Here is a 19715-nt window from a genome sequence, read left to right as displayed (position 1 = left end):
ATGAATGAACCCCGTAACCGTTCCCGCAAGGTGACCCGCAAGGCGGGCCCACCGGCGGAAAACGAAACCGCCTCCAACGAGGCGGCTTCGCCAGTTTTCCAAGCCCCAGCTACTGATGCTGGCAATTCCGCACAGGATAAGCCGGCTAAGGGCGATAAGGACAACTCTGGCAAAAAGAATTCTTCCGATAACCACCATGATGGCGGCGGTAACAACCGCCGCTCCCGTTCCCGTGGTAGCCGCGGCCGTGGCCGTGGTGGTAACGGCAACGGCAATAACCATGGTGGAAATAATAACCATGGCGGCAACAACAAAAATGGCAACGGTAAGGGCCGCGGCCGCAATAACCGTGGTCGCCGCAACGTGCCCAAGTCGATGCAGGGTGCGGATCTAACCAAGCGTTTGCCAGAGCCACCAAAGCAGCCGAAGGATGCACTCCGCATTTATGCTTTGGGCGGAATCTCGGAGATCGGTCGCAATATGACCGTCTTCGAGTACGGTGATGACCTCCTCATCATTGACTGCGGTGTGCTCTTCCCGTCTTCCGGTGAGCCGGGCGTGGATCTTATCCTGCCTGACTTTGGCCCCATCGAGAAGAAGATCCACAAGGTCAAGGCCCTCGTCGTTACTCACGCGCACGAGGATCACATCGGAGCTATTCCGTGGCTGCTGAAGCTGCGCCCAGATATCCCTATTGTTGCTTCCCGCTTTACCATCGCGCTCATTGCCGCGAAGTGTAAGGAACATCGTCAGAAGCCGAAGTTCGTCGAGGTTAATGAAAAATCCGACGTGACTTATGGACCATTCCGGGTTCGCTTCTGGGCAGTTAACCACTCCGTACCGGACGCCTTGGGCATCATGTTGGGAACCCCAGCGGGCAATATCATCCATACCGGTGATATCAAGCTGGATCAGACCCCACTGGATAATCGTCCAACCGATCTGCCAGCCCTGTCTCGTTACGGTGATGAGGGCGTCGACCTCATGCTGTGTGATTCCACCAATGCCACCGTGCCTGGTGTATCTGCATCTGAGGGAGATATCCCCGCCAACTTTAAGCGTCTCGTTGCCGGCGCGAAGCAGCGCGTTATCTTGGCTTCCTTTGCATCCAACGTCTACCGCGTGCAGGCTGCCATCGACGCTGCCGTGGCAAATGGCCGCAAGGTGGCTTTCAACGGCCGTTCGATGATGCGCAACATGGAAATCGCGGAAAAGATGGGCTTTTTGAAGGTCCCTCGCGGCACCATTATCCCCATTGATGAGGCTGCCAAGATGGCTCCGCACAAGACCATGCTCATTACCACCGGTACGCAGGGTGAGCCAATGGCCGCTCTATCGCGCATGGCTCGTCGCGAGCACCGCCAAATTACCGTACGTGATGGCGATACCATCATCTTCTCCTCCTCGCTTATCCCGGGCAATGAGGAAGCGGTCTACGGCGTGATTAATATGCTGTCTCAGATTGGCGCCAACGTCATTACTAACCAAGACGTCAAGGTGCACGCCTCGGGCCACGGTTATGCCGGTGAGCTGCTATTCCTGTACAACGCAGCGCGCCCGCGCAACGCTATGCCGGTGCACGGCGAGTGGCGCCACCTTCGTGCCAATAAGGAGCTGGCCATTTCCACCGGTGTGGACCGCGATCGTACGGTGCTGGCACAAAACGGCGTCGTCGTGGATTTGCGCAAGGGCCGCGCCGAGGTCGTAGGCCAGATGCAGGTGGGCAACCTCTACGTCGATGGTGTGTCCATGGGCGATGTGGATGCCGATACCTTGGCCGACCGCACCAACCTGGGAACTGGTGGCGTGGTATCTATCACGTGCGTGATTGATAACCGCACCTCGCGCCTATTGGAGCACCCAACGGTATCTACCACAGGCTTTTCCGATGATGACCGCGGCATCGTGCCGGAGGTCGCAGAAATGGTAGAAAACACCATGAATGATCTCGCCGCCGAGGGCGAGAACGATACCTACCGCATGGTGCAGAAACTGCGCCGCAAGGTATCTAAACTTATGGATTCGAAGTACAAGCGCGAGCCGGTCATTCTGCCGACCATCGTGCCGACCAACTCCGGCCCATTGGTTACCGATGATGAAGACGTAGATGCTTCTCGTGAGTCCCTGTAAATAGCAGGGTTCTTCGTATAAAGGCAGACGCAGCCCCAGCATGCTAGCTAGCTCGGTATGCTGGGGCCTATGTCGTTTTGTTCTGCTGAGCGCGCCAAAATGGTCGCGCTATTTCATAAGCTTGGTCCTGATGCCCCTACTTTGTGCGAGGGTTGGACTACCCGTGACCTAGCCGTACATCTGTGGGTGCGGGAAAATCGCCCCGATGCAGCCGCTGGAATTTTTGTCAAGGCATTGTCCGGCCACCTTGAAAAGGAATCGCGCAAGGTTTCCGAACGCGACTTTGATGAGCTCGTTGATGACTGGGGGAGGGGACCGGCTACCTATAACCCCGTTCGTTTCGTGGATGCACAGCAAAACTTTGTAGAGCATTTTGTTCACCACGAGGACATTCGCCGGGCTAATGGCATGGGTCCGCGAGATTTCTCGGCACGAATCAAACAGCAGATGCATAGCTACCTGAAGCTCTTAGCTAAGGTGGCCCTGCGAAACTCGACTCGCCCGGTCATTATGCAGCCCGAAGGATTACCGCGCATTGTCGCCGCGGATAAGCACGGCGTAGCAGATAAGGGAGATGCCGTAGTCCGAGTATCGGGGGAGGTAGGCGAACTGATTCTGTGGTCCTTCGGACGTGACGCTGCCGAAGTCGCGCTCGAGGGAGATGCCAAAGCCGCCGTACGGTCAACTCTCTAGCCTTGAATGAGTACTATTATCGCAATCGTCGTGCGCCGTTGGGGTGTGACTTTAGATTATGCCCCTAGGCCTCGGGGGAAACGCGTGTGGCTAATGTGATTTATGGGGTGTCACGGTTAAGGTAGAGGCATGTCTGTCAAAAATGCCTCTTCGCGCGGGACGCGCCGAAAGACGAATCGTTCACGGCCATCTGGCCGCAGCCGGTCCGGTGCTGGCATGCCGGAAACCTTGGCTATGACGTCCTCGCATCGGCGTGCTGCAGCGACCTCACAGGAGCGCACTGGTAGTGCGTTCCGGGCCGTCGGCAAGGGCTTGGGCGCAGTGTTTGGTGCCACGGCGCGCGGCATGGGAAACATGGCGCGAGGTGTAAGCCATGGAATGGCCGGGCTGAAGCCGAGCGAAGACGTATATGACACCGAGGAGTACGAGACGACAAGGGAGCCGGAAGAAATTTCTGCACGCGGGGAGAATAAAAAGAAAAGCAAGGTTACTCGTGCCAATGATGAAGCAGCGGAAGAACACCCTTCGACCATGGAATTGGGTGAGTCGGAGTCGCGCGGCATTCAGGTGAAAAATCCCGATGCGGTGGCACTCGTGCTCATCGGTATTGCCATCGTGCTCGCGGCTACGGTCTGGTTCGGTGTCGCTGGCCAAGTAGGTGCCTGGGTGGGCAATATCGTGCGCTATGTCATTGGTGCGGGCGCATGGGTGCTGCCAGTGGCCTTAGTGGCTTTGGCCATTGCCTTGATGATGGATATCTCCGGCCCGGCGGGGCATTTTAAGCCGCGCATTGTGGGCGGAATTAGCGTCATTGTATTGGCCATGCTCAGCTTGATCCATATCTTTGCTGGCACCCCTGAACTTGGCTTTACCCCGGAAAGTGCCGGTGGCGCGGGCGGAGTAATCGGCTATGCCATTGGTGGCCTGTTGGAGACTGCCTTTACCTCCTTCGTTGCAGTGCCGTTGCTTTTCCTCGTCATTATCTACGGCGCCCTTTTGGTCACCGGAATCACCATCCGCGAGGCTTATGAGTTGGTGGCTGATGCCATCGCTGCAGCTTTCTCTCGCTTTGGCGGTGCGGATGAAGATTATTACGAAGACGAAGGCGATGACCTCTATGGACACGTCACCGGCGATATCGATGATATTGCGGAAGGGCGTGAGCGCAGCACCCGCCCGGCCCGACCTGCAGCCAAGCGCCGAACCTCTGAACGCGGTGGAAGCCTGCGCGCTTTCCGAGGCCGCACTGAAGGCCCCTCTCCGCGTGGTTCCTCTTATCCCACAGAGTCCCCCGCTGCGGCGGAGGAGGACGAAGCAACCCGTACCTTTAGCGCGCCAACGCGTGGCGGCTTTCAGTCCGTGTCCACTCCGGCGGAGAAGCCAGTTTCGCGCGATATTGAGGATACCGATGAGATTCCAGTCGTAGAAGGTCCTGCTGCGTCTTCGCCGGCCCAGCCAGACTCCGTAGACTCGGAGCCGACCCGCGTTCTGGGCACCGCTGGCCAGCGCTCCGCATTTGACTCTGCTCGCTCTGCTTCAGCAGCGGGTACCGCCGCCGGTTCCGCTGTGGGATCGGCTGCGGGGGCAGCCGCTGGCGCTGCGGGAGCTGTAGGGGCGGCACGTGGCGCAGCTAAGGCTGCAGGTGCCGGTGCTGCCGGAGCCGCTGGAGCCGCGGTAGCAGGTGCTGCCGCAGGTGCCGCTGGGTCCGCTGCACAAGGAGGCGCGGATGCAGTATCGTCCGCGCACGAGAAGGCTCGCCAGCTCTTCCGTGAACGTTCTGGACGCGATGCAACGACCGGCGCGCAGGTGGATAGCTCTCAACCGACGGCCGAACCAGGAGCGGGAACGGGTAGTGCCGGTGCGCCCGCGCCAGCTGAGGCGCCCGCCGCCGCGCCCGCCGCACAGTTTGGCAACGAGAATTACGCGGTTCCTTCTACGGATTTGTTGACTCCGGGAACCCCAGCCAAGGAGCGCACCGAGATTAATGACCGCATTATCGAGGCCATTACTGATGTCTTTGAAGAGTTCAAGGTGGATGCGCAAGTCACCGGTTTCAGCCGTGGTCCAACAGTGACCCGTTATGAAATCGAGCTGGGGCCAGGCGTCAAGGTATCCAAGATTACGAATTTGCAGTCCAATCTCGCCTACGCCGTAGCCACGGACAACCTGCGCTTGCTGACGCCTATCCCCGGCAAGTCAGCTGTTGGCATTGAAGTTCCCAACCCAGACCGCGAGATGGTACACCTGCGTGAGGTGCTTGATGCGCCCAGCATGACTAGCTCTCCTGACCCGATGCTTATTGGATTGGGCAAGGATATCGAAGGCGAATACACCTCGTTCTCGGTACAAAAGATGCCGCACTTGCTGGTCGCCGGTGCTACCGGTTCCGGTAAGTCCGCTTTCGTCAACTCCATGTTGGTCTCGCTGCTAACCCGAGCCACCCCTGAGCAGGTTCGCCTCATCCTGGTGGACCCGAAGATGGTGGAACTTACCCCGTACGAGGGCATTCCGCACTTGATCACGCCCATCATTACCCAGCCGAAGAAGGCCGCAGCAGCCCTGCAGTGGCTGGTGGAGGAGATGGAGCAGCGCTACATGGATATGAAGGCTGCTCGCGTGCGCAAGATTGAGGACTATAACCGCAAGGTGGTCTCCGGCGAATACCAAGCACCGGCAGGCTCCGAGCGCGAGGTACGCCCGTACCCGTACATCGTCTGTGTCGTCGACGAGCTGGCGGACCTGATGATGACTGCGCCAAAGGAGATTGAGGACTCCATCGTCCGCATCACTCAGAAGGCGCGTGCCGCCGGAATTCACCTGGTCCTGGCAACCCAGCGCCCGTCCGTTGACGTGGTGACCGGTCTGATTAAGACCAACGTGCCTTCACGCTTGGCCTTCGCGACGTCCTCACTGACGGACTCTCGCGTTATCTTGGACCAGGGTGGCGCGGAAAAGCTCATTGGTATGGGCGATGGCCTCTTCATTCCGCAGGGTAAGCGTCCTGTGCGTATGCAGGGCGCATTCGTCTCAGATGATGAGGTTATGGCGGTTGTCGATGCCGCCAAGTCGCAGGCCGCGCCGAACTACACCGAGGGCGTGACTGAAGAGAAGCAATCCGAGGCCAAGCAGGAAATCGATGAGGAAATTGGCAAGGACATGGACGACCTCCTCGAAGCCGTCGAGCTGGTGGTCACCGCCCAGTTGGGCTCGACCTCGATGCTGCAGCGCAAGCTGCGCATCGGTTTTGCCAAGGCCGGTCGTCTGATGGACCTGATGGAATCTCGTGGCGTCGTCGGACCGTCCGAGGGCTCCAAGGCCCGCGAGGTCCTAGTGAAGCCGGAAGAGCTCGATACCATCATTTGGATGATCAAGGGCGCCGACCCTGCCGAGGCGCCAAAGGAAATTCAGGAGGAGATGCAACAGCAAGAGGAGGACGAAGCTGCCGCTACTTCCGACGCCTCCTCCGCAGGCTCCGATTCCTCCCCGCAGGGCGATGCTGGCGACACTCGTACCGTCCAGGCAACGTATAACCCTTCGACAGGTGCCTTCTAAGATCGTGTAAAGTTGGACGGGTCTTGGAGGGGAGTACCCCATCCTTCGGCACCGATCGTCAGCACGGAAGCGTTATGCTCCCGGTCGTGCCGGCCCGGCTGCAGCTATCTAGCCGGGCGGGGGAGACCTCCGGTCACTTTGTTGTATCTTCGACCGGAGGGATGTACCAATGCATGTGCCATTGTGGATCTGGGCGATTTCCATCGTCGCCATTCTTGGATTCTTTGTTTTTGATTTCTACTCCCACGTGCGCACCCCGCACGAGCCGACGCTGAAGGAATCCGGGTTCTGGACCCTATTCTATGTCGGTATTGCTTTACTTTTTGGTGCCGGCGTATGGGCCATATGGGACCACGAGCACGGCATCCAATACCTCACGGGTTACGTGACAGAGAAGGCGCTATCCGTAGATAACCTCTTTGTTTTCGCGCTTATCATGGGCGCCTTCAAGATCCCGCGCAAGTACCAGCAAAAGGTATTGCTCATCGGCATCGTTATTGCCTTGGCATGCCGCCTGGTGTTTATCCTTTTGGGTGCTGCGGTCATCGCGGCATGGTCCGATATCTTCTACCTGTTCGCGATATTTCTTATCTACACAGCAATCAAGCTCATCGTCGACGAGATTCGGGACGCCCCCGAAACCGATCCCAATGATATGGGCATCATCAAGCTGATCCGCAAGGTAGTCCACGTCACCCCGCGCTACCACGGCGATAAGCTTACGCACCGCGTGGAAGATTCTTCGGGCAAGCGTAAATTCGCGTTCACCCCGCTTTTTATTGCGTTGGTGTCCATCGGCCTTATCGACGTGATGTTTGCCTTCGACTCCATTCCGGCCATTTACGGTATTACCTCGGAAGCGTTCTTGGTCTTTACCACGAATGCTTTCTCCCTCATGGGCTTGCGCCAGATGTACTTCCTGCTGGATGGCCTACTGGACCGCTTGGTGTACCTGCCCTATGGTTTGGGCATCATTTTGGGCTTCATCGGTGTAAAGCTCATGTTCCATGCGCTGCATGAGAATAACTTGCCGTTTGTCAACGGCGGCGAGAACGTGGAGTCGATCCCAGAATTTTCCACCATCACCTCACTTATCGTGATCGTGGGCGTCCTGGTTATTACGGTTATCGCCTCGATTATTAAAAACAAACGCGATGAGAACCAAGGCGGAGTACCGGTATCGCACAATCACTTCGACTGGGACGAGGAGGGCAATAAGATCGTCCGGAACAAGAAGGGCGAATTCGTGGGCAAGGCCGAAGACCTGCCCAAGGAAGAGCTACCACACTAGAAGCGGGCGTTTACGGGATTCCATTCGCGGAAGCTGCGGCCGGTGATGCAGCCGGCTTGGTAGAAGGGGTCTTTGTCCATGAGGGCGATGGCGTCGGCGACCACGGCGTCGTCGGCAAGCCCCGCAATGATGAGCGCGCCGCCCTTGGAATCCGTCAAGGGGCCGGTGGCAATGATGGTGCCCTCCTCAAAAAGTTGCGCGGTAAACTCGCGGTGCGCGGGGCGAGCCTTAGCAATCTCAGGATTATTGGGGTTGTAGTCGTAGCTAACAGCAAAATACTTCATGCTTCGCATTTTAAAATGCAGGGGCATCCAAGCGCAGGTGCTTGGTGCTAACAGGTAGTATGTATAACGTGAATCAACCCGGAACACAGTCAGCGCAATCCTCGGATGTGAATCCGCAGGTGTCCAATTGGAACCTGCCAAATATTCTCACCAGCCTGCGCATTCTTTTCATTCCGGTTTTCGCATGGCTGGTCATTGCCGGCCATGAATGGTGGGCTTTTGGCCTATTCACGGCCTTAATGCTCACAGATAAGCTCGACGGGGACATCGCACGTGCCCGTGGCCTTATCACCAATTTTGGCAAGATTGCTGATCCCATCGCGGACAAAGCGCTTATGACTACCGCACTGGTATGCCTCAACATCATCGGGGTGCTGCCAGTGTGGATTACCGTGGTCATTCTCATCCGTGAGTTCGGTATCACCATCTGGCGTATGGTGTTGTTGCGCCGCGGCAAGGTGGTACCTGCTTCGAAGGGCGGCAAACTGAAGACTGTATTGCAATCCTTGGCAGTCGGGCTGTATCTGTGGCCGTTGCCGGAGTGGATGAACGTTCCTACCTTCCTAGTGATGCTGTTGGCTGCAGTGGTGACCTTAGTTACCGGCGTCCAGTACCTCATTGACGGCAAGAAGCAGAATAGCTAGGTAGTTCATGAGCACCATGGCAACCCGCCTCGTGTCCGAGCTCACCGAGCGCGGCGAGACTTTGTCCTTTTGTGAGTCACTTACTGCTGGGTTGGCCAGCGCCACGGTCGCTTCTGTCCCTGGAGCTTCGGCTGTATTGCGCGGAGGGCTTATAACATATGCCACCGAGGTGAAATCCCACTTTTTGCATCAACCGGTAGCCGATATCGAAGCTGCCGGAGTGGTTTCTGGGGAGACCGCCCTTGCAATGGCCCGCGCAGCGGTGGCAGAAACCGCTGCGGACTGGGGAATAGGCCTTACCGGAGTGGCAGGACCAGACCTACAAGAAGGCAAGCCGGCGGGCACCGTATATATCGGCATCTATTCTCCTGCTAGAGTCGCTTTCTCCCAGCTGCTATCCGGTTTGGGCAAGGAGCGCAACGAAATTAGAGAGGCCACGGTCGCAGCCGCCTTTCGTCTACTGTGCGCAACTGTGGAAGAAAATCCGGCACTGCGGGAACAATAGCGAGACAAGGAGCGTTGACCATAGTGATGAACACTTCTACTGCAGTCCTCGAACACTCGGTAAACGGCGCTACTGCACCAGCGGCGCCCGCCACTGCTCGTACTCCTGAGCCGCTTTTGCGTGAGGCTCTTGGGTTGACGCTGCGCGCCTTCCGCGCGGACAAGGGAGTGACCCTGCGCGAATTGGCCGGGGTGGCCCGCGTGTCGCCGGGTTACCTTTCAGAGCTCGAACGCGGTCGCAAGGAGGTCTCCTCTGAGCTCCTTGCGTCTGTGTGCCACGCGCTAGATTGCTCGGTCTCTGACGTATTGATTGAAGCAGCCGGTTACATGGCCCTGCCCTCTATGGATGAGGAGCTAGCCCATACGGCACCTGCCGCATCAGAGCTCTAGCACACAGCGGTCTATGTCAACAGCCGGCCTATTCTCTCGCGAGGAGGGTCGGCTGTGGTGGTTAAGGGGGCGTCGGCAAGCGCCCGCGACCGCGGGGAGTGCAAGCGGTGGAAACAGCGCTTCGCTAGTATAAACAGCAGAACATTACGCACATTTTTAACCTAGAAAGGTTGAAGCACACCATGGCGAACCCATTTGTTAAGGGCTGGAAGTACCTGATGGCACTCTTCGATAGTAAGATCGAGGAAAACGCCGATCCGAAGGTGCAGATCGAGCAGGCTATTGAGGATGCTCAGCGCCAGCACCAGGAGCTGTCTCAGCAGGCGGCCGCCGTGATTGGTAACCAGCGTCAGCTGGAAATGCAGCTTAACCGCCGCTTGGCAGAGGTAGAAAAGCTGCAGGGCAATGCTCGCCAGGCTCTGGAATTGGCTGATCAGGCCCGTGCTAAGGGCGATGAAAATAAGGCCGTGGAGTACGAGAACGCGGCAGAGGCCTTCGCCGCCCAGCTGGTTACGGCTGAGGAGTCCGTGGAGGATACCAAGAAGCTGCACGACCAGGCACTACAGCAGGCAGAAAAGGCCAAGAATGCGGTTCAGCGTAATAACGCCGCGCTGCGCGAAAAGGTCAATGAGCGCTCCAAGCTGCTTTCCCAGCTGGAGCAGGCAAAAATGCAGGAAAAGGTCTCTGAGTCTTTGAACTCCATGAACGAGCTAACTGCCAATGGCAATACGCCGTCTCTGGATGCTGTGCGCGATAAGATTGAGCGCCGTTACTCCAAGGCGCTAGGCCAGGCCGAGCTTGCTGAGAACTCCGTGGAAAACCGCATGGCCGAGGTTCAGCAGGCGGGCATACAGATGGCCGGTCATTCCCGCTTGGAGCAGATTCGCAGTGAAATGAACTCCTCTAAGTCCGTGGAAGCCAATAAGGCTCAGGCCATTGAGGGCAATAAAGCTTCTGGCTCTGCTGCCGACAGCGCTGCCCAGCCAGGCAGTGCCAACAACGATGCTGTACAGGCCCGTCTGCGTGAGTTGCGTGGGGAGTAAAACCCTCGACTGTCTTTTAAAAAGTTATCGCCTCCCTTGGCCATCATTTGGTGGTGCAAGGGAGGCGATAACTTACGCTGCTAGTCACCGACGCCGCGGGCCTGCAACGCTTCCCCCATCGCGCGCGCTCGCCGGATGGAGCGAATAATAACGGGGGTGCCAAACGCCAGCGGGGACATCCCGGCACCGCGCGCTTTGCGGGCATCTAGGACTTCATAGACGGTTTCAAACATCAGCGGGATGAGCCGAATAGTCAGTGACATAGCCAAGCTGATGTTTTCTACCGGTATTCCTAGTCGCTTTAGGGGCTGCAGCGACTCTTCCAGCGACTCCATGATTTCATCTACCGTGGAGGTCAGCGTGAGCAAGAAGGCAGCCATCATAGCGGCGAAGACATTGAGGAACATCACCGCCGCATAGTCGAAGTCCTTTGCCCACCATTGAAAGCCTGCCAACGGGACTAGGAAAAAGAGAGGCGGCCAGATTTGACTCCACGCAATGCCCAGTGGGATCCGAGCGCAAGCATAAAGGATGACAACGAAGATGACCCCGCCTGCTGCCCACGGAATGGACTTGAAAAAGATGCTGGTAACAAGGATAAAGACTAAGAGGAATGCGATCTTCCAACTGGGTTTGATGCGATGAACAAAACTGGTGCCATCAACATAGACGGAAAGTGGGAGATTCGTGCGTCGTTGCATGACAATTCTCCCTACAGCGGCCGCTGGGCCATGAGGTCTTGGTAAAAATCTATGACCTCCGCCGGTCGGCCATCCGCGGCGATGCGGTGGTCATCGATGCAAATGACCCGATTAAAATCGCGCAGAAATTCCAGATCGTGCGTCACCACAATTAGTTGCTGTTCCAATCGCGCGAATTCTCTTTTGATTCGATCGCGGTTACGCAGATCCAGCAGGGTAGTGGGCTCATCAGCGATGATGAGAATCGGGTCGATGACCATGACCGCTGCCAGCGCGAGGAGCTGCTTTTGTCCGCCGGAGAGCGTATGCGGTGAGCGCTCAGCAAATTCGGCGAGTCCGAAGCGCTCGAGGGCAGCATCCACGCGGGCGAGGCGCTCGTGTTTGGGCAGCTTAAAACGGCGGAGCGAAAAGGCGACGTCATCGCGCACATTGGGCATGACAATCTGGTTTTCGGCATCCGAAAAGACAAAGCCCACCTTTTCGCGCACCTTTTTGCCCTGCTTGGCGACGTCCATCTGGTCCACCGTCACCGTACCGGCACTAGGCTCGCCCAACCCATTAATGAGCCTGGTCAAGGTGGATTTTCCGCCACCATTCTGGCCGATGATGCCAATGCGTTGTTCGGTGAGGGTGAGGTTAATGTCCTCGAGCACCACGGTGTCATCAAAAGCTACCGAAACCGAGGAAAATTCGATCGTGGGCACTAGGCGGCCTTTCGTCCCATCAGATCGGGGAAGGCCGAGTGAACACCGAGAGCGATGATGACGGCAACGACAAGCTTTCCGGCATCGACAGGGATGAAGGGCAATTGGGCTGCGAAGGCTGGCCCAATTTCCAAGCCAGAGCGGATCATGAGACCAAAGGCGCCGCAGATGTATTGGACGGCAAGGCCGACAATGGCAGCAATGGCAAGTATGACCGCCATGCCACCCTTGTTCTTAGGGGAGCGGTAGGCAATTGCACCTGCAACCGCTGGCGAGAGAACATAGCCGATGATGTAGCCCGCGGTTGGGCCTGCCAAGGCACGCAGCGTGGTACCGCCACCTGCTAAAACTGGGAGGGCAAGGCCCAGGAACAAAAAGAGGAGTCCCACGTAACCGCCGCGCTTGCTACCCAAAATAAGGCCGGCGAGGATCAGCGCTGCGTTTTGCAACACGATGGGCACGCCGGCCGAACCGATGGGAATGGACACGAAGGCAAGGACGATGACGAGAGCGGTAAACACGGCAACATAGGCAATGGTCGTTGCCAGAGAGTTCTTTTTCATGTTCAAGAGGTTAGCACTGCATGAAAACTGCAGACAATTGAGGGTTTTGAACGGTGTTCATCTGAGGCTGATAATTGTGAGGTGGGGCCATTGCGGCGGGCTCCCAATCGACACTTTCTGGACCGCTGGCGCCCGTGCTTTAGTGCTGAGTAGGATGGCGCGCATGCGATTGACTGAGTATCACCAGCTCATTGTGGACGAATTTGGCGAGTCTAAGGGAAAGTGGATTAGTCACTCCCATGTCTTGCCCGACCTCGGGGCAACGCCCGATGAGCTTATCGAACGCGGCGTCGATCCGCGTCGCGTCTGGCTGAGCCTGTGCGATGACTTTGATGTACCGAAGGAGCGCAGGTTGGGGGTCGATTACCCTACTTTATAGCGCCGTCGAATTTGGCGGACTGGCGTGTTCACTTTCAAAATTCGAACAGATGTATGTAATATGGCGGAGGTGTCGATGCAGTCGTCTACAGTGGGATGGCGTTGACGGAGGGAACCGTTTGAGTTCCACGGCAGTCTAATAATGCGTTAGTACATCGTCGTTAAAGATAAGGATGAAAGTTAATGGCAACCAAAAAGAAGTCTTCTTCTGCCGCCTCTAAGGGAGATGACCGCCAAAAGGCCCTCGATGCCGCAATGGCCATGATTGAGAAGGATTACGGCAAAGGCGCTGTGATGCGCCTGGGTGATGACAACCGCCCACCGATTAAGGCCATTTCTTCCGGTAATACCGCAATCGATGTTGCTCTGGGTATTGGTGGTTTCCCGCGCGGGCGCATCGTAGAAATTTATGGCCCGGAGTCTTCTGGTAAGACCACCGTCGCGCTGCACGCCATCGCATCTGCGCAAAAGGAGGGCGGCATTGCCGCCTTTATCGATGCCGAGCACGCCCTTGACCCACAGTATGCTCGCCTGCTTGGCGTGGATACCGATAACCTTTTGGTTTCCCAGCCAGATACCGGCGAACAGGCCTTGGAGATCGCCGATATGCTGGTACGCTCTGGCGCAATTGACATCATTGTCGTTGACTCCGTTGCTGCACTTACCCCGAAGGCGGAAATTGAAGGTGAAATGGGCGATAGCCACGTCGGCCTCCAGGCCCGCCTGATGTCGCAGGCGCTGCGCAAGATGACCGGTGCCCTGTACAACTCCGGTACCACCGCTATCTTCATTAACCAGCTGCGCGAAAAGATTGGCGTGATGTTCGGCTCGCCAGAGACCACCACCGGTGGTAAGGCGCTCAAGTTCTACTCTTCCGTGCGCTGCGATATCCGCCGCATCCAGACCTTAAAAGATGGCCAGGATGCCATCGGTAACCGCACCAAGCTCAAGGTAGTAAAAAACAAGGTCTCGCCACCATTTAAGATTGCCGAGTTCGACATCATGTATGGCGAAGGCATCTCTCGCGAGTCGTCCATCATCGACCTTGGCGTCGAAAACGGCTTCATCCGCAAGTCCGGGTCCTGGTTTACCTACGAAGGCGACCAGCTGGGCCAGGGTAAGGAGAAGGCGCGTAATTTCCTGAAGGATAATCCGGACCTTGCCAATGAAATCGAGCAGAAGATTTTCCAGAAGCTTGGCATCGGCGAGGCTGCGGCCGAGGGTGAAGAGGCTGCCGCGATGGATGTTCCTGGCGCCGATGACCCATTGACCGATGAGTCCGTTGATCTCGTTCCAAACGTCGATTTTGACGACGACTAGAATCGTCTAACCCGCACCCGCACACCGCGTACCATTTGAATCTGCATCATGAATCAGCCCGCCCCCGAAAAGCTCGCCCAACTCCGTCAGGCCCTCGAGGCCTATGAGAATGGAGCAGCTGGGGGCGGGCTTTTTGATCGAGAGGCAGAGGAAGCCAAGGCCAAGGTCCGCTCTCGGGCGCTGGGCCTTTTGGATCAGCGTTCTAGGTCCCGGAAAGAGCTCTATGATCGTCTGGTAAAGGCCGAGTTTGAGCCAGATGTCGTTGAGGACGTGCTAGATGATTTAGCCCACGCGGGGCTGGTGAATGACGCAGCCTTTGCACACGAGTGGGTGCGCCAACGGCATAAGCGGCGCGGCAAGTCCAGCTCGGTTCTCAACAGGGAATTGCGGGAAAAGGGCGTGAGCGAGGCCGACCGTGCTGAGGCCCTCGAGCAAATTGACCCTGCCGATGAACAAGCCATGGCGCAGGCCCTTGCGGAAAAGAAGGCTCGCTCCATTAAGACTGTCCCGCCGGATCGCAAGGAGCGCGACAAGGCCCTACGCCGCATCGTGGGTGTGCTGGCACGCCGCGGCTTCAATGAAGGAATGTCATTGCAGATCGCAATCGCAGCGCTTGACGCGCGGTGCGCGGAACTGCGCGCAGAGGACTGATACGGCCAAGGAAGGGTAGCGCCGGAATGGCCAAGTCCGGCAGTTATGAGATGCCTAACTACATGGCTAAACTATGCCGACGTGGAGCAGACAATCGCAGATACCCGTACTTATGAAGTCCGAACCTTCGGCTGCCAGATGAATGTGCATGATTCCGAGCGCATCTCTGGCCTTTTGGAGGAGGCAGGCTACTCGGCCGCCGGCGAAGGTGTAGAGCCAGACCTTATCGTCTTTAATACCTGCGCCGTGCGTGAGAATGCCGATAAGCGGCTCTATGGCACCTTGGGCGCTTTGAAGAAAACCAAGGAAAACCACCCAGGCATGCAGATTGCCGTGGGCGGTTGCCTGGCGCAAAAGGACAAGGACACTGTCCTTGATAATGCACCGTGGGTCGATGCCGTCTTTGGCACCCACAACATGGCGGCTCTTCCGACCCTGCTAGAGCGCGCTCGCCACAACGATGAAGCCCAAGTGGAGATTGTCGATTCCCTCGAGGCGTTTCCGTCCGTCTTGCCGGCCAAGCGTGAGTCTGCCTATGCCGGCTGGGTTTCTGTTTCAGTAGGCTGCAATAACACCTGTACCTTCTGCATCGTTCCTTCCCTGCGCGGTAAAGAAGAGGACCGTCGGCCGGGCGACATTTTGGCCGAAGTCCAAGCGCTGGTGGATCAGGGCGTATCTGAGGTCACCTTGCTGGGACAAAACGTTAATGCCTATGGCGTTAATTTCGCCGATCCGGAGATGCCGCGCGACCGCTTCGCTTTCTCTAAGCTGCTGCGCGAGGTAGGCAAGATCGAAGGCCTTGAGCGCCTGCGGTTTACCTCCCCGCACCCGGCGGAATTTACTTCTGATGTTATCGACGCCATGGCGGAGACCCCGTCCGTGTGCCCGCAGTTGCACATGCCGCTGCAGTCTGGCTCCGACAAGGTTCTTAAGGACATGCGCCGTTCCTACCGCACGAAGAAATTCCTGCGGATTTTGGATGAGGTACGGGAGAAGATTCCGCACGCCGCGATTACCACGGATATCATCGTGGGTTTCCCAGGCGAGACCGAGGAAGACTTCCAAGACACGATGGAACTGGTGCGCCGCGCCCGCTTTGCCTCTGCCTTTACCTTCCAGTATTCGCCGCGCCCAGGCACCCCGGCCGCGGATATGGAGGACCAGATTCCTAAGGACGTCGTCCAAGATCGCTTCGAGCGCCTCGTTGCTTTGCACGATAGCATCCAGGCCGAGGAGAACAAGAAGCTCATCGGCACAGACGTTGAACTTTTGGTCCAGGCAGAGGGCGGCCGCAAGAACGATGAGACCCACCGCATGACTGGTCGCGCTCGTGATGGGCGCTTAGTGCACTTCACCCCGGTTGATTCTGACGGTGCGGACATCTCCACCGCGATTCGCCCGGGCGATGTGGTCCATACTCAGGTCACCGGTGCGGGTTCTTTCTTCTTGCTTGCCGACGCCGCCGTTACCTCCCACACCCGCACCAAGGCCGGCGACATGTCGGCCGCCGGTGAGACCCCGACGACGGCGCCCATCGGCGTGGGTCTGGGATTGCCGTCTATTGGAAAGCCAGCGGCCGCTGAATCCGGCGATTCTTGCGGTTGCTAAGAGGGGAGTAGGCTAGGGACCCATGACTGAGGAAAAGCCCACCACCGCCGCCCAGAAAGCAGCTACCGCGGAGCGCCGCGCAGCACAAACAATGGACCTCGGCGGCCACAAAGTCACACTGTGCATCGCGGTGGTGGCTTATATCCTCTACCTGGTTTTGCCCTACGCCGGCCCCTCACACGGTTGGGAAGCGTTGACCTTCGGTACCACGTCCAGCGGAGTCAGAATATCCCTCATGGAAACCGTCTCCGCGTGGCTCGCTCTCCTTGGATTGGGCGTTCTCACCCCGGTGACACTGTTTACCCGCCGAGCTACGCCTGGACTTGTCGCTTGGATGCTGGTGACTGTGTCCTTCTTTGCCAACCTGTGGGGTTTCTGGTTCCGCGGGTCTACCGCTGACGGGGCATCGCTGGGAATGTGGGTAGGAATGCTGGCTACCTTCCTAGCATTTTTGGCCTATTGCTTAGTGGCGTTGCGCCGCAGCCCAGAGCAAAAGGCTGCCGAGGCTCAAGTGCGTGCCACCGCCGGACAGCTCGATGAGGTGGGCGAATTCCAACCTGCTATTAACGCGGCGCCGCGGCAGGTGCCAATTGTGGATAATCGCCGCAAGCAAGCTGCTGAGCGTCACCGCGCCCAACGCGGCGAGTAAAAAGCGCGCCGCCGCGCCTTTATCTGTGACGCCTGCGGCTCTAGTCTCGCAATCGCAACTCCCATGCACAAGAGCGGGAAAGCTCTCGGGCACCCAATCTACGGTAGATGGCATTCATCGCTTCGTCTTTGTCCGCCACGGAGCCGTAGCAACGACGTACTTGTGGCCAATGGCGTGCAACGGCGTGAAGCGCTGTGAGCTTGGCTAATTGCGCGAGTCCGCGGCGCCGGTGCGGACGATCGGTGACGGTCAAAGTCCACTCGGCTACCTCAGGATTCGCATCCTCGTGCCTGGCTACTTCTGCCAGCGCGAAGATTTTCCCCTCTTCGCTGGTGAGTGCGATAAGTAACGTATGTCCGCGGCGAGAACGCAGCCGGCTGTGGGCTTCGCGCAACCGCGTGCGAGTCCAGACGATGGGCTCCACCGTCAAATCCCCGGTCTCCGCGTCTTGGGAGGCTAGGGTAAGCAGCCGCATGACCTCGTCGAGGTAGCTTTCTGGGATGTCGTAATCAGCCCACGCTTGCGAGGTGATTCCCGCTGGAAGGAGTGCCGCCACGGGGCTTTCGGGGATGTCCATCACGAGTTGGTGTTCCGCATGCCGGTGCTTAAACCCCAGCTGGCGGTAGACGCTTCCCATGACATCGTAGTCTGGGTCCGTCCCCGGTGGATGCAGAAGACCGACGTGCGCAATGGTGCGGCCGAGCTTCCGGGCAAGCTCCAGCGCCTTTATGCCCATCCACTCGGCTACTTTCTGCCCTTCCTCCTCGAGTTCTTGCCCAGGGAGAGGCAGATCGCACAGCACGGATTCGATCTCGGCGGTTTCGCGCTCTTCTAAAAGCGGCAGGCTGAGGTGGATGAATCCGAGGTAGTCCAGCTCTGGGCTGGGCTCCACCGCAGGTATTAGCGGCAGCCCAAGCTCAGAGACCTCGCCCAGAGTGGAGTCGCCGTCCACTACGGCAAAGAGATGGGTCTGTGATTCGCTAGAACCCTGCAGGCGCTGGACCACGCGGCCCGGTGACGTCGATGCCGCGGCATCGCCGCTTGCTTCTTGGGCCGCCAAGTTGGCCCAAAAGACGAAGCTGCGAATGCAATCCGCTGGTTCGCTGGGCCGTGCGTCAGCGGGAGATGCGTGCGGCGGCCGCGGTGGACGCGCAATGTGGACGAGGTGCACTACTTATCGTTGACGGCGTTAGCGGCGGCGTCGGCAAAAGCCTGCCATTGCTCGGCCTGAGCGCGCAAATCAGCGGCTTTCTTTGCATTGCCCTTGGCTTCAGCCGCCTCGGCCTGAGACTTAAACTCATCGACTTTCGCCTGGAATTGTGCCACACGTGCCTGCGCCTCTGGGTCGGTGCGGCGCCATTCAGATTTCTCCGCATCGGTTACGCGCTGCTCCAGCGCCGCGATCTTGGACTCGTATTCGCGCACCTGCTTGCGGGGAACGAAGCCGATCTCTTCCCACTTTTCCTGCAACTCGCGCAGCTTGGCCTTAGCTCCCTCGATTCCCTTAGCAGGATCGATTTGACCGTCGTATTCTGCAATCAAGGCGTCTTTGGCCTTGGCATTTTCTGCGAATTCGCGGTCGCGCTCGTCATTGACGGCATTGCGAGCATTGAAGAACTTGTCCTGGGCGGCGCGGAAGCGGGCCCAGAGTTTATCGTCCACCTCGCGTGGAGCGCGGCCGGCGGCCTTCCATTCGGTCATCAAATCGCGGTAGGCGCGGGCGGTGGGACCCCAATCGGTAGAATCCTGGATGGCCTCGGCTCGCTCGACGAGCTCCTCTTTCTTTTTGCGGGCAACCGCACGGGCGCGGTCCAGCTCAGCAAAGTGGGAGCCGCGGCGGCGGTTGAAGGAATCGCGGGCGCGAGAGTAGCGCTTCCACAGGGCATCATCGGTCTTACGGTCGATACCCTTAATCTGCTTCCACTCCTCCAAGATGGCGCGGATGCGGTCGCCAGCGGCCTTCCACTCGGTGGAGTTTTCAGCAATTTCTTCTGCTTCAGCCGCCAGCTTTTCCTTGGCAGCGATTGCTTCTTCGCGGCGACGCTCCTTATCGGCCTGCGCCTGCTCGCCGGCTTCTACCGAGTGTTCAATCACCGCGCTAAGGCGCCGATCCAAGGCAGCGATGTCTCCGATGACCGAAGCAGTAGCTAGGGTTTCGCGCAACTGCGCTGCGGTCTTTTTAATGCCGACGGCCTCATCAGGATTGGCGCGTAGGCGTGCCTCGAGCAGCTCGATTTCGGTAGATAGATCGTCATAACGCGCGCCGTAGTGCTTAAGGCCCTCCTCGGGGGTACCGGCTTTCCACTCGCCGATCTTGCGTTCGCCCTCTGGAGCAGAAACGAAGACGGAACCATCTGCATCGACCCGGCCCCACTTGGCCGGGTCATTGTTGCGTGGGGCCTGAACGGGAACAGGCTTTGCGGTGGGGCGAGGGCCCTTTTTGGGCATGGAACCTGGGGTAGGGATGGGAGACATGACAAGCCCTCCTATGCATAGATCGCCGCGCGTCACGGCTGCCGGATAAAATCATTGGATACATTACCGCGAATATCTCGCGCGCGCCCAGATTCTATTTAATTACCTCCACTTGGGTAGATAGTATGGAGAAAT

Annotated in this window: 19 protein-coding genes; 13 read left to right on the top strand and 6 right to left on the bottom strand. The window is 58.1% G+C overall.

Features of this window, described 5'->3' with window-relative positions; genetic code table 11:
- From ACP8J1_RS07075 to ACP8J1_RS07060, 4 genes are all read left to right on the top strand, one after another.
- Complete coding sequence (locus ACP8J1_RS07075; protein WP_023021349.1) at window positions 1-2130, top strand: ribonuclease J; 2130 nt, start codon at window positions 1-3, stop codon at window positions 2128-2130.
- Between the two features lie 57 nt (window positions 2131-2187).
- The gene (locus tag ACP8J1_RS07070) at window positions 2188-2823 is read left to right on the top strand and encodes a TIGR03085 family metal-binding protein (RefSeq protein ID WP_034655396.1); all 636 of its coding nucleotides are present in this window, start codon (window positions 2188-2190) and stop codon (window positions 2821-2823) included.
- A 216-nt stretch (window positions 2824-3039) separates the two neighbouring features.
- On the top strand, window positions 3040-6375 hold the full coding sequence (locus ACP8J1_RS07065) for an FtsK/SpoIIIE family DNA translocase (RefSeq protein ID WP_034655851.1): 3336 nt from the start codon (window positions 3040-3042) through the stop codon (window positions 6373-6375).
- A gap of 169 nt (window positions 6376-6544) precedes the next feature.
- Window positions 6545-7666 carry a TerC family protein gene (locus ACP8J1_RS07060; RefSeq protein ID WP_486696478.1) on the top strand — a complete coding sequence of 374 codons (1122 nt, stop codon included), beginning with the start codon at window positions 6545-6547 and terminating at the stop codon, window positions 7664-7666.
- On the opposite strand, the gene ACP8J1_RS07055 is transcribed toward ACP8J1_RS07060, so the two are convergent.
- Window positions 7663-7950, bottom strand: coding sequence for a YciI family protein (locus ACP8J1_RS07055; protein WP_023021353.1), 288 nt, complete (start codon window positions 7948-7950; stop codon window positions 7663-7665). The two genes, ACP8J1_RS07060 and ACP8J1_RS07055, sit on opposite strands and share 4 nt — an antisense overlap.
- Before the next feature lie 59 nt (window positions 7951-8009).
- Between ACP8J1_RS07055 and pgsA the strand changes: the two genes are divergently transcribed.
- The 4 genes from pgsA to ACP8J1_RS07035 all read left to right on the top strand — a co-directional run bounded on the left by pgsA (window position 8010) and on the right by ACP8J1_RS07035 (window position 10531).
- A complete protein-coding gene (pgsA, locus tag ACP8J1_RS07050) occupies window positions 8010-8594 on the top strand; it encodes a CDP-diacylglycerol--glycerol-3-phosphate 3-phosphatidyltransferase (RefSeq protein WP_023021354.1) in 585 nt (194 codons plus the stop codon).
- A gap of 7 nt (window positions 8595-8601) precedes the next feature.
- Window positions 8602-9099, top strand: coding sequence for a CinA family protein (locus ACP8J1_RS07045; protein WP_023021355.1), 498 nt, complete (start codon window positions 8602-8604; stop codon window positions 9097-9099).
- Window positions 9100-9125: 26 nt separating this feature from the next.
- Window positions 9126-9488, top strand: a complete 363-nt coding sequence (locus tag ACP8J1_RS07040) for a helix-turn-helix domain-containing protein (protein WP_023021356.1) — start codon at window positions 9126-9128, stop codon at window positions 9486-9488.
- Between the two features lie 182 nt (window positions 9489-9670).
- Window positions 9671-10531 carry a PspA/IM30 family protein gene (locus tag ACP8J1_RS07035; protein ID WP_023021357.1) on the top strand — a complete coding sequence of 287 codons (861 nt, stop codon included), beginning with the start codon at window positions 9671-9673 and terminating at the stop codon, window positions 10529-10531.
- Between the two features lie 80 nt (window positions 10532-10611).
- On the opposite strand, the gene ACP8J1_RS07030 is transcribed toward ACP8J1_RS07035, so the two are convergent.
- Genes ACP8J1_RS07030 through ACP8J1_RS07020 form a run of 3 tightly spaced genes read right to left on the bottom strand, consistent with a single transcriptional unit; the run spans window position 10612 to window position 12499 of the window.
- Window positions 10612-11232 carry an energy-coupling factor transporter transmembrane component T family protein gene (locus tag ACP8J1_RS07030; protein WP_023021358.1) on the bottom strand — a complete coding sequence of 207 codons (621 nt, stop codon included), beginning with the start codon at window positions 11230-11232 and terminating at the stop codon, window positions 10612-10614.
- Window positions 11233-11243: 11 nt separating this feature from the next.
- Window positions 11244-11936, bottom strand: coding sequence for an energy-coupling factor ABC transporter ATP-binding protein (locus tag ACP8J1_RS07025; protein ID WP_023021359.1), 693 nt, complete (start codon window positions 11934-11936; stop codon window positions 11244-11246).
- Window positions 11936-12499, bottom strand: a complete 564-nt coding sequence (locus tag ACP8J1_RS07020) for a biotin transporter BioY (RefSeq protein ID WP_023021360.1) — start codon at window positions 12497-12499, stop codon at window positions 11936-11938. The genes ACP8J1_RS07025 and ACP8J1_RS07020 overlap by 1 nt, the downstream gene beginning before the upstream one ends.
- A gap of 163 nt (window positions 12500-12662) precedes the next feature.
- On the opposite strand from ACP8J1_RS07020, the gene ACP8J1_RS07015 reads away from it, so the two are divergent.
- The 5 genes from ACP8J1_RS07015 (at window position 12663) to ACP8J1_RS06995 (ending at window position 17105) form a co-directional block, all read left to right on the top strand.
- Window positions 12663-12878 (top strand): DUF3046 domain-containing protein, encoded by a 216-nt coding sequence (locus ACP8J1_RS07015; RefSeq protein WP_005325117.1) that lies wholly within the window; start codon window positions 12663-12665, stop codon window positions 12876-12878.
- 182 nt (window positions 12879-13060) lie between these two features.
- Complete coding sequence (recA, locus tag ACP8J1_RS07010) at window positions 13061-14197, top strand: recombinase RecA (RefSeq protein WP_023021361.1); 1137 nt, start codon at window positions 13061-13063, stop codon at window positions 14195-14197.
- Between the two features lie 48 nt (window positions 14198-14245).
- Entirely contained in the window at window positions 14246-14848 is a 603-nt protein-coding gene (gene recX / locus ACP8J1_RS07005) for a recombination regulator RecX (RefSeq protein WP_023021362.1), read from the top strand.
- Window positions 14849-14893: 45 nt separating this feature from the next.
- A complete protein-coding gene (miaB, locus tag ACP8J1_RS07000) occupies window positions 14894-16456 on the top strand; it encodes a tRNA (N6-isopentenyl adenosine(37)-C2)-methylthiotransferase MiaB (RefSeq protein ID WP_486696472.1) in 1563 nt (520 codons plus the stop codon).
- A gap of 22 nt (window positions 16457-16478) precedes the next feature.
- Entirely contained in the window at window positions 16479-17105 is a 627-nt protein-coding gene (locus tag ACP8J1_RS06995) for an Rv2732c family membrane protein (protein WP_023021364.1), read from the top strand.
- Between the two features lie 40 nt (window positions 17106-17145).
- Here the strand turns inward: ACP8J1_RS06995 and ACP8J1_RS06990 are convergent, their stop codons facing one another.
- Window positions 17146-18276 carry a GNAT family N-acetyltransferase gene (locus ACP8J1_RS06990; RefSeq protein WP_023021365.1) on the bottom strand — a complete coding sequence of 377 codons (1131 nt, stop codon included), beginning with the start codon at window positions 18274-18276 and terminating at the stop codon, window positions 17146-17148.
- Window positions 18276-19580: a DUF349 domain-containing protein gene (locus ACP8J1_RS06985; RefSeq protein WP_023021366.1), complete on the bottom strand. Its 1305-nt coding sequence runs from the start codon at window positions 19578-19580 to the stop codon at window positions 18276-18278. Before ACP8J1_RS06985 ends, ACP8J1_RS06990 begins: the two co-directional genes overlap by 1 nt.
- Between the last annotated feature and the right edge of the window lie 135 nt (window positions 19581-19715).

The organism is Corynebacterium sp. LaCa_205 (genome assembly GCF_057458085.1).
Note: the sequence above shows the minus strand (reverse complement) of the source record. Positions and strands in the feature narration are given on the sequence as shown.